Annotated in this window: 16 protein-coding genes; 11 read left to right on the forward strand and 5 right to left on the reverse strand. The window is 69.2% G+C overall.

Features of this window, described 5'->3' with window-relative positions; genetic code table 11:
• Positions 1 to 119 precede the first annotated feature (119 nt).
• Positions 120 to 746 (reverse strand): TetR/AcrR family transcriptional regulator, encoded by a 627-nt coding sequence (locus EV652_RS45550; RefSeq protein WP_132214267.1) that lies wholly within the window; start codon positions 744 to 746, stop codon positions 120 to 122.
• A gap of 91 nt (positions 747 to 837) precedes the next feature.
• Between EV652_RS45550 and EV652_RS45555 the strand changes: the two genes are divergently transcribed.
• From EV652_RS45555 to EV652_RS36850, 8 genes are all read left to right on the forward strand, one after another.
• Positions 838 to 4,080: a DNA polymerase III subunit gamma and tau gene (locus EV652_RS45555; protein WP_242002223.1), complete on the forward strand. Its 3,243-nt coding sequence runs from the start codon at positions 838 to 840 to the stop codon at positions 4,078 to 4,080.
• Between the two features lie 69 nt (positions 4,081 to 4,149).
• Positions 4,150 to 4,764, forward strand: a complete 615-nt coding sequence (locus tag EV652_RS36820) for a DUF2461 family protein (protein WP_132214269.1) — start codon at positions 4,150 to 4,152, stop codon at positions 4,762 to 4,764.
• Positions 4,765 to 5,062: 298 nt separating this feature from the next.
• On the forward strand, positions 5,063 to 5,629 hold the full coding sequence (locus EV652_RS36825) for a YbaB/EbfC family nucleoid-associated protein (RefSeq protein WP_132214271.1): 567 nt from the start codon (positions 5,063 to 5,065) through the stop codon (positions 5,627 to 5,629).
• A 1-nt stretch (position 5,630) separates the two neighbouring features.
• On the forward strand, positions 5,631 to 6,230 hold the full coding sequence (gene recR, locus EV652_RS36830) for a recombination mediator RecR (protein ID WP_132214273.1): 600 nt from the start codon (positions 5,631 to 5,633) through the stop codon (positions 6,228 to 6,230).
• Positions 6,223 to 6,867, forward strand: coding sequence for a DUF5063 domain-containing protein (locus tag EV652_RS36835; protein WP_132214275.1), 645 nt, complete (start codon positions 6,223 to 6,225; stop codon positions 6,865 to 6,867). The genes recR and EV652_RS36835 overlap by 8 nt, the downstream gene beginning before the upstream one ends.
• 90 nt (positions 6,868 to 6,957) lie before the next feature.
• Positions 6,958 to 7,476 (forward strand): hypothetical protein, encoded by a 519-nt coding sequence (locus tag EV652_RS36840; protein WP_132214277.1) that lies wholly within the window; start codon positions 6,958 to 6,960, stop codon positions 7,474 to 7,476.
• 18 nt (positions 7,477 to 7,494) lie between these two features.
• On the forward strand, positions 7,495 to 8,148 hold the full coding sequence (locus EV652_RS36845) for a hypothetical protein (RefSeq protein WP_132214279.1): 654 nt from the start codon (positions 7,495 to 7,497) through the stop codon (positions 8,146 to 8,148).
• Between the two features lie 22 nt (positions 8,149 to 8,170).
• Positions 8,171 to 9,640, forward strand: coding sequence for a protein kinase domain-containing protein (locus tag EV652_RS36850; protein ID WP_132214281.1), 1,470 nt, complete (start codon positions 8,171 to 8,173; stop codon positions 9,638 to 9,640).
• On the opposite strand, the gene dinB is transcribed toward EV652_RS36850, so the two are convergent.
• The gene (gene dinB, locus EV652_RS36855) at positions 9,637 to 10,839 is read right to left on the reverse strand and encodes a DNA polymerase IV (protein WP_132214283.1); all 1,203 of its coding nucleotides are present in this window, start codon (positions 10,837 to 10,839) and stop codon (positions 9,637 to 9,639) included. The genes EV652_RS36850 and dinB overlap by 4 nt on opposite strands.
• 80 nt (positions 10,840 to 10,919) lie before the next feature.
• Here dinB and EV652_RS36860 point away from each other — a divergent pair, with 80 nt between their 5' ends.
• Complete coding sequence (locus EV652_RS36860; protein WP_242002224.1) at positions 10,920 to 12,128, forward strand: MFS transporter; 1,209 nt, start codon at positions 10,920 to 10,922, stop codon at positions 12,126 to 12,128.
• Here EV652_RS36860 and EV652_RS36865 read toward each other — a convergent pair.
• The 3 genes from EV652_RS36865 to EV652_RS36875 all read right to left on the reverse strand — a co-directional run bounded on the left by EV652_RS36865 (position 12,014) and on the right by EV652_RS36875 (position 13,634).
• Positions 12,014 to 12,637 carry a dihydrofolate reductase family protein gene (locus EV652_RS36865; protein WP_132214287.1) on the reverse strand — a complete coding sequence of 208 codons (624 nt, stop codon included), beginning with the start codon at positions 12,635 to 12,637 and terminating at the stop codon, positions 12,014 to 12,016. The two genes, EV652_RS36860 and EV652_RS36865, sit on opposite strands and share 115 nt — an antisense overlap.
• Positions 12,638 to 12,692: 55 nt before the next feature.
• Complete coding sequence (locus tag EV652_RS36870) at positions 12,693 to 13,232, reverse strand: dihydrofolate reductase family protein (RefSeq protein ID WP_132214289.1); 540 nt, start codon at positions 13,230 to 13,232, stop codon at positions 12,693 to 12,695.
• A gap of 69 nt (positions 13,233 to 13,301) precedes the next feature.
• Entirely contained in the window at positions 13,302 to 13,634 is a 333-nt protein-coding gene (locus EV652_RS36875) for an ArsR/SmtB family transcription factor (protein WP_132214291.1), read from the reverse strand.
• A gap of 241 nt (positions 13,635 to 13,875) precedes the next feature.
• On the opposite strand from EV652_RS36875, the gene EV652_RS36880 reads away from it, so the two are divergent.
• Together EV652_RS36880 and EV652_RS36885 are read left to right on the forward strand one after the other, a co-directional pair.
• On the forward strand, positions 13,876 to 15,144 hold the full coding sequence (locus tag EV652_RS36880) for an aspartate kinase (protein ID WP_132214293.1): 1,269 nt from the start codon (positions 13,876 to 13,878) through the stop codon (positions 15,142 to 15,144).
• Complete coding sequence (locus EV652_RS36885; protein WP_132214295.1) at positions 15,141 to 16,247, forward strand: aspartate-semialdehyde dehydrogenase; 1,107 nt, start codon at positions 15,141 to 15,143, stop codon at positions 16,245 to 16,247. The genes EV652_RS36880 and EV652_RS36885 overlap by 4 nt, the downstream gene beginning before the upstream one ends.
• The last annotated feature ends 43 nt before the right edge of the window (positions 16,248 to 16,290 follow it).

Here is a 16,290-nt window from a genome sequence, read left to right on the forward strand (position 1 = left end):
GGCCTCGCCCGAACCACAGAGAGACGGCGTCAGCGGGCAACCACCCCCATTTTCAGCCCGGAACGGGCCGCCCCGACAGGGAGGATCGGAGACTATTGCAGGGAATTGAGAGACGCACCCTAGACGCCGTAGATGCTCCGCAGCCAGATCGTGGTGAGGGTGTCGACGATCTCGCGGTCCGCGGTGGCCGACTTGCGGGATCTGGAGTGGTGGTAGAAGACCTCGTCGTTCATCGAGATCAGGGCCAGTGCCAGCGACTTGGCTGCGGGCGGTCCGGGCAGGGCGTGGCCGGCCGCGCGTTCGGTCTCGATCCGGTCCGCGACCGCGGTGATGAACTTCCGCGCCATGTCGCTCCAGAACTGCGTCATCGGCGCGCTGGTCTCCCGGGCCCGGGTCGCGGCGCGGAGGACGGGGCCGCTACGGCGCCAGATCGCGACCGACCCGGCGGTGGCCTCCCGCAGCGCCTCCGCGGCCGGCGAGGCGGGTGACTCGGTCCAAGCGCTGGCAGTGGCGTACAGCTCGGCGACGACCTTCTCCGCGAGCACGTACAGCACGGCCTCGCGGGACTCGAAATGGAAGTAGAAGGCCGACCGCGAGATCCCGGCGCCGGTGGTCAGATCGTCGATGGTGATCTCGGTGATGTCCCGCTCGGCCAGCAGCTTCTCGGCGGTCTCCAGGATCGCCTGCGACGTCAGATCACCCTTGCTCTGCTTGCGTCGCCGTACCCCCGGCGTCCCGTTCGACATGTGTCGATTCTCCCCGACACTCCGTCCATCCTGCACGACACCTCGTCGATTCCTCACCGCAATACCGGCGTACCGGTCCTCCGGCCCCGGAATGTCGCCGGGCGGCGCTAGGGTTGCGGACGTGGAAGCACCCCTTGCGTTGTACCGCCGGTATCGCCCGGAGACGTTCGCCGAGGTGATCGGGCAGGACCATGTCACGGCGCCGCTGCGGAACGCGTTGAGCAACAACCGGGTCAACCACGCCTATCTGTTCTCTGGCCCGCGCGGGTGCGGTAAGACCACCAGCGCCCGGATCCTGGCCCGCGCGATCAACTGCGAGAAGGGCCCGATCGCCGAGCCGTGCGGGGTGTGCAAGTCCTGCACCGACCTGGCCCGCGGCGGTCCCGGCAGTATCGACGTGATCGAGATCGACGCCGCCTCGCACGGTGGTGTCGACGACGCTCGCGATCTGCGCGAGCGGGCGTTCTTCGCGCCGGTGGAGAGCCGCTACAAGATCTACATCATCGACGAGGCGCACATGGTCACGACGCAGGGCTTCAACGCCCTGCTGAAGCTGGTCGAGGAGCCGCCACCGCACCTGAAGTTCATCTTCGCCACCACCGAGCCGGACAAGGTGATCGGGACGATCCGGTCCCGGACCCACCACTACCCGTTCCGCCTGGTTCCGCCGAAGGTGCTCGGCGACTACATGGCAACGCTGTGCCAGTCCGAGGGCGTCGCGATCGAGCAGGCCGCGTTGCCGCTGGTCGTGCGCGCCGGTGCTGGTTCGGTCCGTGACTCGCTGAGCGTGCTGGACCAGTTGATCGGTGGTGCGGGGCCGGACGGGGTCACGTACGAGCTGGCCGTCGCGCTGCTCGGGTTCACGCCCGACTCGCTGCTCGACGCGTGTGTCGACGGGTTCGCCGCGCATGACAGCAAGGCCGTGTTCGAGACGATCGAGAAGGTGATCGAGACCGGTCAGGACCCGAAGCGATTCGCCGAGGACCTGCTCCGGCGCCTGCGCGATCTGGTCGTGCTGTCCGCCGTACCGAACGCGATCATCTCCGGCCTGATCGAAGCCGCTGAGGACCAAGGTGAGCGGCTGCAGACTCAGGCCGCCGGGATCGGGGCCGCCGAGCTCACCCGGGCGGCGGACATCGTCGCGGCCGGTCTGCTGGAGATGCGCGGGGCTACGGCGCCGCGGCTGCAGCTGGAGCTCATCTGCGCCAAGGTCCTGCTGCCGGGGGCCGATGACTCGACCAACGGCATCCAGGCCCGCCTCGACAGGATGGAACGCCGCCTAGCCATCGGAGTGCCCGCTGCTGCCGCGCCGGACGCGGGGCAGTCGACCGAGTACGCGGGCGCTCCCGCGGGCGGATCGGGGCAGGACGCAGCTGCAAGCCGCGCCGCAGCACGCGCCGCCGCGGCGGCAGGCAACGCAGGCGGTACGTCGTCCGCCGGCACTGACGCGGGCGCTACGGCATCTGGCACCGCTGGTGGTACGGCGCCTGCCGGAGCCGCGAGTGGTACGGCGCCCGCGGGGGCTGCAGCTGGTGGTGCACCCGGGGGCGGTGAGGCAGCCGCAGGTTCGGCGGCTGGTGGTGGCGAGGCAGGCAGTGGTTCGCACGGAGGTGGCGTCGGGACCGCGGGCGGTAGTGCCGCGGGACGCGCTGCTGCGGGAGCTGACGTGCCGGCCGGTAGCGCTGGTGCCGGCGCGGCGGCTGGTGGTTCCGGCTCGGGTGGTGCGGCGGCTGGTGGTGTCGGATCGGGTGGTGCGGCTCGGGGTGCGGCCGGTTCTGGTGATGCTGGTGGTGTCGCGGCTGGCGCGGGTGCGAGCGGGCGGAGCGGTGCCTGGGCGGATGAGTCTGGTGCTTCGGCAACATCTGCTGCTCCGGCGGCCTCAGTAACCCCTCCTGCTCCGGCGCCGCAGTCCGCTGCCGCCGCGCCCCCGGCTGCTCCGTCGGCTGGGTCCGTGGGGCTGGCTGATGTACGGCGGTTGTGGCCCGAGGTGCTCGAGGCGGTGAAGGCGAAGCGCCGGTTCGCGTGGATCATGCTGAGCCAGAACGCGCAGGTCATCGCCATCGACGACCAGACGCTGACGCTTGGCTTGGTGAACGCCGGTGCTCGGGAGAGCTTCGCCCGTTCCGGGAGCGACGAGATTCTCCGGCAGGCGATGATCGACACGATCGGTCTGAACCGCCGCGTCGAGGCAGTCGTCGACCCGTCCACCGACCCGGGTGCGGGTGGTGGCGGTGGACAGCACGCAGGCGGCCCACGTTCCGGCGGACCGCAAGGCGGCGGTGCCGGTGCGGGATCAGGCGGCGGTTCTGGTGGCGGATCAGGCGGCGGTGCGGGTGCCGCGACGGACAGCGGTAGCTGGGGCGCGAATCCCGGTGGAGCAGCGTCCGGTGGCGCAGGAGCGGGTGGAGGTTCCACAGGCGCCGGTGCGCCTGGCACGAGCCCGTCCGCAGCAGGCCCCGGTGGGTCCGGCGTGAGCGGACCCGGCGCCGGCGGATCTGGCGCTGGTGGATCGGGTGCGAGCGGAGCAGGTGCCGGTGGAGCAGGTGCCGGTGGAGCAGGTGCCGGTGGACCAAGTGCCGGTGGACCAGGTGCTGGCGGAGTGGGTGTCGGCGGACCTGGTGCCGGCGGAGCAAGTGGTGGTGGGGCTGGTGCTAGCGGGCCTGGTGCTGGCGGAGCAGGAGCAGGCGGGGCAGGGAACTACGAGCACCCAGGGTCATCTAGCAGCTCGGCTGCGGGAGGTCCAGCCGGTGGGTCCGCTGGTGATGGTCGGGGTGGATCCGAGCCGGGCGACGGTGCGAGCGGGTTCGGCGGGCCGGGCGGTGGCTCGGGGAGTGCCGGGCAGCGGTCCGATGGGCAGGGCGCGGCGATCGCCGTACAGGATCCGCCGGACTCGGAGTACGACGACATACCGCCAGAGCCTGACCCGTGGGACGACGGTCCCGTCGCGCGCCCGGCGCCAGGAGCGCGCCAGTCAGCCGGACCGGCAACTTCAGCCCGGCCGGGGACGTCAGCTGGGCCTGGTACGTCAGCTGGACCTGGGGATTCAGGTGGGCCCGGGACCTCAGCCGGACCTGGGACTTCAGGTGGGGCAGCGGAGGTAGATCGTCGGGAGCAGGCGGCGAGTAAGCGTCGTGCCGCGGAGGCCACCGTCGCCGCGGAGCAGGCTCGCAAGGCTGCGGCGGCTCCCGCTGCCCCGGAGGTGCCGCTGACGCACGAGGAAGAGGCGGACGCGATCGGCGAGGACGACATGGTGCTGGAGGAGGACTCCCGCTCCCACACCGACCTCCTCCGCGAGACCCTGGGCGCCCAGATCATCACCGAAGAACCCAACTGACGGCCTGAACTCCCCGTCGGCGACCATCGCCGGCGGCGAGTTGTCGGTGGGCGGTGGCAGATTGCGCGTATGGGTTTCCAAGGCTGGACCGACGCGGCGTTCGACGTACTGGTCGATCTCGAGGGCGATCCGAGCCCTGCTCAGCTGGAGACGCACCGCGACGACCTGGAGCGCTCCGTCCGCGGACCGCTGCAGGAACTCTGCGATGCGCTCAATGAGAAGGACGAGTTCGGGACGTTCTGGCTGAGCGGGCTGTCCGAGCGGCCGGCCGCGTGGCAGAGCCAGCGCGCGACCTGGTGGATCGCACGCCGGATCCGGATCACGTTCACATTCGACCTCGACGGGCTCACGCTCGGCGGCGGTTCGGCGAGTCCGGCGGGCGATCAGGTGGAACTGTTCCGCGCCATGGTCGACGCCGAGGCAAGCGGCGCCGAGTTGGCCGGGCTCGTCGAACGGCTGCGCCGCAACGGTTTCGAACTCACCGGGCCGAGCAGGCTTCGCGTGCCCGGTCAGTACTCGCCTGACCATCCCCGCGCCGACCTTCTCAGGCTGCGGTCCGTCTACGCGGAGAAGCCGATCGACACCGACGACATCGGCCTGATCACGAAGGCGCTGCGGCCCCTCGTCGAGCTCGCTACCTGGTACACCGACTACGTCGTGACAACCGGCTGGGAGAAGCCATAGCCGAGAGAGTTGTGCACAGCGTGGCGCGGGTACGACGAGCGCGGAACGACGACCCTGGACCGGCTCGGTGCGGTAGGCCTGCTGGGGACGTCCACACGGGGGTGTGGGTAGCGGTGAGACTGGGCGCGCGGGATTTCCACAGGATTCACAGGCTGTGGATAAGGGTGTCCACAAGGCTGTGGACAGTTTGGGGAGACTGGTCGGTTTCTGGTTGGTGGGCGGCGGCGGGTGGGGTTGTCGGGGCGACCGGCTAGGGTTGAGGCTCAGTGACAGGTAGCGGCTCGACGAGGAGATCGCGGTGTTCGACGGTGGCGGTGCTGGCGGCTTCGACATGTCTGACTTGCTCGCGCAGGCGCAGGCGATGCAGAACCAGCTGATGGAAGCCCAGGCCAACCTGGAGAGCCAGGAGATCGAGGGCTCGGCCGGTGGTGGGCTGGTGACCGCCCTGGTGTCGGGGACCGGTGAGCTGCTCAGCCTGACGATCAAGCAGGAAGCCGTCGACCCGGACGACACCGAGACGCTCGCCGATCTGGTCGTCGCCGCCGTGCGTGACGCCTCGGAGAACGCCAAGGAGGTCGCGGCCCGCGCGATGGGCCCGCTGGCCGGTGGCATTCCGGGATTCGGCTCCGAGGGGCCTGGGTTCGGCGGCGGTTCGTCCGCGCCGGCCGGCTTCACCCTGCCCGGGGCTACGGGAGCGCCCGGCGGAAGCACCGCGGGTACGCCGAGCAGCGGTGAGACCCCGGACGAGGGCGATACCGGCTCAGGCCCGAGCGGCCCGAGCGGCCCGAGCAGCCCGAGCTCCGGCGGGACCGGGTTCGTGAACCCGGGTAGCGGGGCCGGGTCGCCCGGTCAGAACCCGGGCTGACGTGTACGAGGGGGCCGTCCAGGACCTCATCGACGAGCTCGGCCGGTTACCCGGCGTCGGTCCGAAGTCCGCACAGCGGATCGCGTTCCACCTGCTGTCCGCCGACGAGACCGACGTACGCCGGCTGGCGCATGTGCTCGTGCAGGTGAAGGAGCGGGTCAAGTTCTGCGAGATCTGCGGCAATGTCGCGGAGGAGGCGCAGTGCCGGATCTGCCGTGACCCGCGCCGCGACCTGAGCCTGATCTGCGTGGTCGAAGAGGCCAAGGACGTGGTCGCGATCGAGCGGACCCGGGAATTCCGCGGCCGGTACCACGTGCTCGGCGGGGCGATCTCGCCGATCGAGGGGATCGGTCCGGACGAGCTGCGGATCAAGGAACTGATGCAGCGGCTGGCCAGCGGTGAGGTGACCGAGATCATTCTGGCCACCGACCCGAACCTCGAGGGTGAGGCGACTGCCACGTACCTGAGCCGGTTGCTCCGGCCCATGGGGTTGCGCGTCACCCGTTTGGCTAGTGGACTTCCAGTAGGCGGTGACCTCGAGTATGCCGATGAGGTCACCCTGGGACGGGCATTTGAAGGGCGACGATCGATCGATGACTGAACCGACAGATATTGCAGAACGGGCACTGGGCACGGACTCCGAGGATCTCGCCGAGTTCGCCGAGCAGATCGCCGACCAGGTGCAGAGCTTCCTGATCTCGGTGCGCGACATCGCGGCACAGCCGGACGAGGACGGGGTCGACGAGGGTCTCGCCTCGTTGCCGTACCTGCTGCTCGAGGTGAGCCAGTTGCTGCTCGCCGGCGGCCGGCTGGGTGCGTTCGAGGACTTCGTTCCGGAGGAGCGGTTCGAGAGCGACGCCGGGCCCGACCCGGATCTGGACGCGATGCGGGACCGGCTGGCGGTGCTGTTCGAGGGTCTGGACGAGTATGCCGAGGTCTTCGACCCGTACGCCGCTCCGCCCGAGATCACCGTGAACCGGCTGTCCGACGACCTCACCGCGATCGCGACCGACCTCGTGCACGGCCTGGCGCACTACGAAGAGGGCCGGATCATCGAGGCGCTGTGGTGGTGGCAGTTCTCCTACGTGTCCACGTGGGGTGCCGCGGCGAGCGCCGTACTGCGTGCCATCCAGTCGCTGATCGCCCACGACCGGCTGGAGCCGGCCCACGACGCCGAGACCGAGGCGACCGACCGTGAGTTGGTCGAGGTCGCCGAAGAAGTCGTCCAGCGGCGCTGAATCGGAGTTATCCACAGGCGCTCAACTGACCGGCCACAAGGGGTTGCTCAGCCACTACGGTGAGAGCTCGGTTCCGGTCAGGAGGCTTGTGTGCAAGAGCAAATGGATGTGGGCGCGTCCTTCACCACCACGCGGACGCGCCCGACTGTCGTCGCGGTGTTGACGACGTTGGTCGGCCTCGCCCTGGTGCCGCATGAGTTCTCCTACACCCGGGAGACGTTTGCCATCGAAGTGGTCCTGCAGATCCTGTGCCTGGTCTGCTTGGTCGTCGCCGTCCGCAGTTGGCGCGTCGTCTTCAGGCGACCGGCCGAGTTGCGGATGACGCCGACGACGCTGACTCTGCGGCGCGGCGACCAGGAGTTGACCGTGCCGTGGGACACGGTCGGGCAGATCCGCATCGATGGCGATGCCCGCTGGCCGTGGGTGGTGGCGTGGCTCGATCCCGCTCAGAGTCCGGCCGACGTACCCGCTTCCCGTCGCAACGACGGCGCCTACAAGCTCTTCCCGATTGCCCACGGGCGATCGGTGAAGCACCGCTGGAAGGAGCTGAAGGACGTCCGCGCGGCGATCACGGGATACGGCCGTCGCTATCTCGACGCACCCTTCTAGGGCCGGTTGAATGGGGCGGTGTCTGTTTTCGAGGTGATTCAGCGGCTGCCCGATCTGGCGAGCGCCAGGAGGGTCAGCCGGGCGTTGGCGGTGCTTGATCTGGTGCTGAACGACGACGGGGACGCGAACTACTTCTCGTTCGACGCGCGGTGGTCGGAGACCGAAGAGACGGCGCTCATGCGGGACGGGTCGGGGAACGAGTACTCGATCGTGTTCTCGGCCGAGGGCGCGTTCGGGTACGGCTTCGACCACGAGTCGCCGATGTCGCCGTATGTGAATGGCCTGCGGCCCTGGCCGGGCCTGATCGACGGCGTACCGGAGGTGTTCCAGCACGCGCGGGACGACAAGGCGTTCTGGGATCCGCTGGGCACGCCCCGCGCGACGGTCGCCTTCTGGCGTACGACGGCCGACACGCACTGGCGATGTGGTCCGGTCGAAGGTGTGGACAAGGACGGCGCGGATCAACTCTTCGAGGTGCTCGCGGACGGTCGCCCCGAGGCGTACCTGACCTTCGCCGAGGACTACTACGAGCTGGCCCTCGATCTCGAGCCGGTCCGGCACGTCTACGCCCTGATGCCACTGACCGAGTACGTCGTCACGTCGCTCAATCGTCAGCGCCGCCTGTCAGATCTGTCCGAAGGCCTCGCCGAGATCGGTTACCCGCGGTCCTGAACCGCGTTAGCCTGACTCCCCGATGACAACGCACCCAGGGGATCCGGCGACGATCGGGTCGTTCGCGATCCAGGCCCGGCTCGGTCGCGGTGCGATGGGTGCGGTGTACCTGGCGCGGTCGCCCGGCGGTCGCCTGGTCGCGGTGAAGGTGGTCCGCGACGACCTGGCCGGTGACGAAGGATTCCGGGCCCGGTTCGCGCGCGAGATTGAGGCAGCGCGGAAGGTCAGCGGCGCGTTCACGGCTGCGGTCGTCGATGCCGATCCGGACGCCGATCATCCGTGGCTGGCCACCGAATACCTGCCCGGACCGACGCTGCAGAAGGCGATCGACACGTCCGGCCCGCTGATGCCTGGTGGTGTGCGATCGCTCGCCGGCGGACTGGCCGAGGCGCTCAGCGCGATCCACCGCAGCGGTCTGGTCCATCGCGATCTCAAACCGTCGAACATCGTGCTCACCGACAACGGCCCGCGGGTGATCGACTTCGGCATCGCGCGCGCCCTCGAGGACGCGAGCCTGACGGCGACCGGCGTGGTCATCGGTACGCCGGGCTACCTGTCACCCGAGCAGATCACGGGTACGACGATCGGCCCGCCGAGCGACATGTTCGCGCTGGGCGCGGTGCTGGTGTTCGCGGCGTCCGGCCGCGGCCCGTTCGCGACCGGCAACCCGGCATCGCTGCTGCATCGGATCGTCCACGAGCAGCCCCACATTCCGCCACTGCCCGATCCCTTGCAGGAGCTCGTACGCCGTTGCCTGGCAAGAGATCCCGCCCATCGCCCGACCCCCGCCGAGATGCTGCAGCTCGTGGGCTCGCCGGCGAACACCGCGGTCATCACTCCACCGGCCGCGACGATCGCCGCACCCACCAAACGCCTCCCCGAGCCGCCCATGCAGCACCAGCCACCTGTGCAGCACCAGCCACCCGTGCAGCACGAGCCGCCCGTTCAGCACCCGGCGCCCGTGCAGCACCTAGGAACTCTGCAGCCGACGCCTCCGCAGCAGACTGGCGCCATCTTCACCACCACCAGGACGAGACCGGCGATCATCGCCGTGATCACCACGCTGCTCGCCGCCATCTGCATGCCGCGTGAGACACCTACACCGGACCCGTCCGGCGTCGTGATCGGCAGCATCGCGACCGCGGTCAGCCTGTACTTCGCGATCCGCAACTGGCGCCTAGTCCTCCGGCGCCGCGTCGTACTCCACCTGTCACCGGAGGGCCTGGCCGTCACCAGGGGATACCAGCAGGCAGCCATCCCGTGGTCGTCGGTGACACGCGTCCGCATCGTCGGCGACGTCCACAGACCCTGGCTGGTCGCCTGGCTCAACCATGAAGCCATCCTGCCGACGCCAACCCGCCTCCATCACGGTGGTCGAAAGCTCTACCCTGTCGCGCACGAGCGTTCCGGCAAGCGCCGCACCCACCAGGTCAACGAACTCCGGGCCGCGCTCAACTGGTACGCCGGCCATCTGCACGACAACCACTACTAGTCCGGCAGCATCGGCACCGTCAGACCCTGATCGCGACCGAGCAGGATCCCGCGGGTGATCGCGTTCGTGCCGAACTTGTCTTTCACTGAATCCATCGCCGAGTCGAGCTCGTCGTTCGACGCCTTGTCGAACGGCAACGCCAACTGCAGTGCCGCCTCGTTCTCCAGATTGCCCACCGAGATGCCGATCATGGTGATCCCCTGTGCCGTGATCAACGGCCGCGCCGTCGACAGCAGAGCCCGTGCGGTGATCAGGATCGCCCGCGTCTGATCCGTTGCCTGGGGCAACGTATGCGACCGGGTCGCCCGGCTGAAGTCGTCGAACCGCAGCCGCAACGTCACCGTCCGCCCGGCCCGCCCCGCGGTCCGCATCCGCCGCGTGACCCGATCGACGAGCCCGGCCAGGACCGCGTCCAGCGTCGCCGGCGACTTGGGCGACCTGCCGAGCGCCCGTTGCGAACCGATCGACCGCCGCCGCCGGCCCACCTCGATCGGCCGGGGGTCGCGGTTGTGCGCCAGTGCGTGCAGATGCCGCCCCGAGGCCCGCCCGAGCATCGCCACCAACGCGGCCTCGGGCAGCATGGCGACATCGCCGACCTTGGTCAGCCCGCGGTTGCGCAACTTCTCCGCGGTCACCTCACCCACCCCCCAGAGCCGCTCGACATTGAGCGGATGCAGGAAGTCCAGCTCCCGGTCCGGGGCCACCTCCAGCAGGCCGTCCGGTTTCGCGACCCCGCTGGCCACCTTGGCCAGGAACTTCGTCCGGGCGATCCCGACCGTGATCGGCAACCCGACCTGCGACAGTACGTCGGCCCGCAACCGCTGGGCGATCTCGAGCGGCGTCCCGGCGATCCGCCGCAGTCCGCCGACGTCGAGGAACGCCTCGTCGATCGACAACCCCTCCACCAACGGTGTGGTGTTCTCGAACACCTTGAACACCGCTTTGCTGGCTTCGGAGTACGCCGACATCCTCGGGTCGACCACGATCGCGCCGGGGCACCGGCGGAGCGCCTGTCCACCGTTCATCGCGGTCCGGACGCCGTACGCCTTGGCCTCGTAGCTGCAGGCGAGCACCACGCCGGCGCCGACGATCACCGGCCGGCCGCGCAGGCGCGGGTCGTCCCGCTGCTCGACCGACGCGTAGAACGCGTCCAGGTCGGCATGCAGGATGGTTGCCGCACGCTGGTCCGACACGAACATATGTTCGCATACTCACGCACCGTCCGGATAGGGAGAATTCCGGAGGCGGCGAACCGGTTTGTCAGGACAGAATGCAGCTCATGGACCTGACGTCGTACCGCGATCTCTGGAAGACCCATTGTGTGATGGCGCTGCTGGCGTCGGCCCTGGTCGCGCGGATGCCGGTGATGGCGACGATGGTGCCGCTGGCGTTCCTGGCCAAGGATGCCGCCGGCAACTTCGGCTGGGCCGGCGTGGTGGCGGGTGCCTACTCCGTCGGGATGGCGATCGCCAGCGTCGTGTGGTCGCGTCGGGCGGACCGGAAGGGCGCGCGCTGGGTCCTGATCGGGACCGGGATGGCGTGGGGTGTCCTGATGGCCGTGGTCGCGCTGCTGCCGTACAGCTGGTACCGGGTGCTGCCGATCGCCGCCGCGGCGGCCGGGATGTTCGTCGCACCGGTTACCTCGGCCTTGCGGGCCAGTTGGCCTCGGCTGGTGCAGGGTGCGCGACTGCGCGCGATCTATGCGCTGGACGCGACCGCGCAGGAGCTTTTGTTCGTCGTCGGGCCGATGCTCGGTGCGGTGGTGGTCAGCTTCGCGAGTCCGCGAGCCGGTCTGCTCGCGTGTGCTGCGACGGCCGCCGTGGCCATCTGGTGGTTCGGCCTCAAGCAGCGGCCGGGCACGACGCAGGAAGAGACTGACGAGCCCCGGCCGACCGCGCGGCAGTTGGTGTTCCATCGGCACCGGCTGGGGCTGCTGATCGCCTTCGCTTGTATGGTCACCGGCTTCGCGTCGATGTCGCTCGGCATCGTCGCGTTCGCCGACGAGCACGGCAACCGGTTGATCGCCGGTCTGCTCGAGATGGTGGCCGCAATCGGCAGCCTGATCGGCGGTCTGGTCGGTGGCGCACTGCCCGGCCGGCGCGACTCCTACGTCTGGCGGCGGATGCTGGCGATGGCGGTCCTCGTCACCGGCTGCGTGTTCGCCACCTCGTCCGTGGTCGCCCTGGCGGTGATGCTGTTCGCGGCCGGCTGCCTGATCGCGCCGACGATCGGCGCGATCTACGAGCGGCTGGGTGTGCTGACGCCGGCCTCGGCCCGGACCGAGATCTTCGGCTGGATGCTCAGCGGCGGGATGATCGGCTCCGCCGTCGGGTCCGCCGTCGCCGGCACAGTGGTCGAGACCTTCGGCGTCCGCTACGCGTGGGTGCTGATGGCGGTGCTCGCAGTGGTGGCGACGCTGGCCGTGCTCCACGTCCCGCCCCACCGGCCGGCCGACGCCGACCTGGAAGAGGTCGCGGTCGCGGCGTAATCCACCAGGTAGCTCGCCTCCAGTACGCCGGAGCCGCCCGCGCACATCGAGATCAGCCGCAGCGCACGCCGGTCCCCGAACAGGGGAGTGCCGAAGCCTGCCTGGACCGGATGGATGAGCAGCGACACCTCGTCGATCAGCCGCCACCGGAGCAGCGAACGGACCAGCTTGACGCTGCCGACGACGTGGATGTCGGCACCCGGCACGTGCTTCAACGCCCGCAACACCCGGTGCGGATCTCCTTGCAGTACCTCGGTGCGCGGCCGCGCGATCACCGGCCTGGACGTGATCACGAGCTTGCGAGCCCGATCAAGCGGCACGACGGCATCGTGGTAGCGGGCCACGGAGGCGGCGTACTGCTCGAACGTGCTGCGTCCGAGCAGCACCGTCTCCGCCCCGGTCACCAACCGGTCGAGCACACCGGTCAGGCCGGACTCGGGCAGCCAGTACTCCGGCCGGTCCACGATCCCGTCCTCCGACATGCACAGCCTGGCGACGATGTTGCGCATTCATTGCTCCTCTGGGTCTCCTTTACCAACCCAGATGCAGCAACCGGGCGAAAGGTTAGGCCGGGGCGTAGACGGTGTGCAGGACGCCGGTGGTGAAGGTTGTGCTGGACAGGAGTTGCAGAGGGATGTGCTCGCCGCCGTCGAAGAGGCGAGTACCGGAGCCGAGCGCGATCGGGTGGACCAGCAGGTGCAGCTCGTCGACCAGCTTGGCCCGCAGCAGGGCGCGGGTCAGCGTGAGGCTGCCGCTGATGCTGATGTCCTTGCCCGGGCCGGCCTTGAGTTCGGCCACGGCCTCGACCAGGTCGCCCTCCAGCAGAGTGGAGTTCGGCCAGGCGTCGACGTTGTCGAGCGTGCTGGAGACGACCAGCTTGGGCGTGCCGTTCATCACGTCGGCGCCCTCGGCCTCGGGGTTGTGCGGCCAGTAGGAGGCCAACTCCTGCCAGGTCTTCCGGCCCAGCAGCATGGTGTCCGAGCGGGACCAGATCGCGCCCACGGCGGCGCCCATCTCGTCGTTCCAGTACGGGAAGTGCCAGGTCGCGGGGGCCTCCCCGATGCCGTCGAGCGAGATGAACAGGCCGGCGATGATCTTCTTCATGGTGGTGACTCCTCGGTGTCAGCGGTTGCTTTCACCCACGCGTCGACCCGCACCCGTCCGGATCGACACTTAGTCCGCGGAAATCTTTCGGCGGCCGCGGCGGATCTCGGTCTCGAGGGCGTCGAGCCGGTTGGTCCAGAACTTGCGGTAGCGGTCCAGCCAGCTGTCGATCTCCCGCAGCGGCCCGGGGTCGACGGCGTACAGCCGCCGGGTGCCGTCGACGGTGACGGTGGCGAAACCGTTGTCGCGCAGCACCTTGAGGTGCTGGGAGACGGCGGGCTGGCTGATGCCGAACTCGGCGCCGATCGCCGCGGCGATACTGCCGGCCGGCAACTCGCCGTCGGCCAGCAGTTCCAGGATCCGGCGCCGGACCGGATCGCCGAGAATGTCGAACGCGTGCACGGATCGAAGTATTTCAGTGATGACTTATATGAACAAGGGGCCGCACCGGCCGGACGGTTTCCGGCTGCCGTCGACCCGGGCCGTGGAACCTTCCGGCGTGGTCCGGATCGGCCGGACAGGCGGCCCGGGTGCTGGTCAGCGGGTAGGCAACGAACGAGTCACGGCTAGAATGAGGCCCGAGACTACGCCTGGTGCAACGCCGCACGGCGTACCGCAACCAGTGGTTTGAGGAGACACACCTGTGGGACGCGTCGTGCACAAGTACGGCGGTTCTTCGGTCGCCGACGCCGATGGCATCAAGCGCGTGGCCCAACGGATCGTCGCGACAAAGAAGGCCGGGAACGACGTGGTGGTGGTCATCTCCGCCATGGGCGACACCACCGACGAACTGATGGACCTGGCTCAGCAGGTCTCCCCGCTGCCCCCGCCGCGCGAGCTGGACATGCTGCTCACCTCGGGTGAGCGGATCTCCGCCGCACTGCTTGCGATGGCGATCGCGAACCTGGGCTACGAGGCACGCTCGTTCACCGGCTCGCAGGCCGGGGTGATCACCACGTCGGCGCACGGGAACGCGCGCATCATCGACATCACGCCGGGCCGGATCGAGGAGGCGTTGGGCGAGGGCCACATCGCGATCGTGGCCGGTTTCCAGGGCGTCGCCCAGGACACCAAGGACATCACCACGATGGGCCGTGGCGCCTCCGACACCACCGCGGTCGCACTGGCCGCCGCGCTGGAGGCGGACTACTGCGAGATCTACACCGACGTGGACGGCATCTTCACCGCGGACCCGCGGATCGTGCCGGCCGCGAAGCAGATCCCGAAGATCTCCTACGAGGAGATGCTCGAGATGGCCGCCTGCGGCGCCAAGGTGCTGCACCTGCGCTGCGTGGAGTACGCGCGGCGCTACAACGTCCCTGTCCACGTGCGTTCCTCCTTCTCGCAGAAGGAAGGCACCTGGGTCGTCGATGCGAAGGAACTGGATCAGATGGAACAGGCGATCATCACCGGTGTGGCGCAGGACACGAAGGAGGCCAAGATCACTGTGGTCGGCGTCCCCGACAAGCCCGGTGAGGCCGCCCGGATCTTCGAGACGGTCGCCGGCGCCGAGACCAACATCGACATGATCGTGCAGAACGTCTCGGCGGTGGCCACCAACCGGACCGACATCTCCTTCACGCTGCCCCGCGCCGACGGCGCCCGGGCGATGTCCGCGCTGGCAAGGATGAAGGACGAGGTCGGCTACGAGCAGTTGCTGTACGACGACCAGATCGGCAAGGTGTCGGTGATCGGCGTCGGCATGCGCTCGCACCCGGGCGTGTCGGCGAAATTCTTCTCCGCGCTCGCCGACGCCGGCGTGAACATCGAGATGATCTCGACCTCGGAGATCAGGATCTCGGTGGTTATCGACGAGAACCTTGTAGACGCAGCCGTCACAGCGGCGCACACTGCATTCGACCTGGACGACGAGCACACCCAAGCTGTCGTGTACGGAGGAACTGGACGGTGACCCCTGTGAGCGCTTTGGACAACGAGACCGAGGACCGGACGGGCCTGCCCTCGCTGGCGGTGGTCGGTGCGACCGGCGCCGTCGGGACGGTGATGCTGGCCCTGCTCTCGACCCGCGAGAACGTGTGGGGAGAGATCCGGCTGATCGCGTCCGAGCGCTCCGCGGGCAAGAAACTCAAGGTCCGCGGCGAGGAGGTCGAGGTCGTCGCGATCAGCGAGCAGGCCTTCGACGGCATCGACGTGGCGATGTTCGACGTACCGGACGCGGTGTCGGCGCAGTGGGCCCCGATCGCGGCCGCCCGGGGTGCCGTCGTGGTGGACAACTCCGGCGCCTTCCGGATGGACCCGGACGTCCCGCTGGTGGTGCCCGAGGTGAACGCCGAGGCGGCCCGGAACCGGCCCAAGGGCATCATCTCCAACCCGAACTGCACGACGCTGTCGATGATCGTGGCGATGGGTGCGCTGCACCACCGGTACGAGCTGGAGCAGTTGGTGGTGGCGTCGTACCAGGCCGCCTCCGGGGCCGGGCAGGACGGGATCGACGCGCTCTACGACCAGCTGATGAAGGTGGCCGGCAATCGCGACCTGGGCACTACGCCGGGCGACGTACGGCGGGTGATCGGCAACGACCTCGGACCGTTCCCGGCGCCGCTGGCGATGAACGTCGTACCGTGGGCCGGCTCGCTGAAGGAGGACGGCTGGTCCTCGGAGGAGCTGAAGGTCCGCAACGAGTCGCGCAAGATCCTCGGTCTGCCCGACCTGAAGGTGTCCGCGACCTGCGTCCGGGTGCCGGTGATCACCACCCACTCGCTGTCGGTGCACGCCCGGTTCGCCCAGGAGGTCGACGCCGACGGGGCCCGCGAGGTCCTGCGGGACGCGCCCGGTGTCCTGCTGTTCGACAACCCGGCCGAGGGTGAGTTCCCGACCCCGGCCGACGTGGTCGGCACCGACCCGACGTGGGTCGGCCGGCTGCGCAAGTCGCTGGACGACCCGCACGCGCTCGAGCTGTTCGTCTGCGGCGACAACCTGCGCAAGGGTGCCGCCCTCAACACCGCTCAGATCGCCGAGGTCGTGGCGAAGGAGTTCACCGCCGCTGCCTCGTAAAGCCTTGAAACAAAGGGCTCCCGGCGCGTGCCGGGAGCCCTTT

The sequence above is a fragment of the Kribbella steppae genome (assembly GCF_004342025.1).
Classification (GTDB): Bacteria; Actinomycetota; Actinomycetes; order Propionibacteriales; family Kribbellaceae; genus Kribbella; species Kribbella steppae.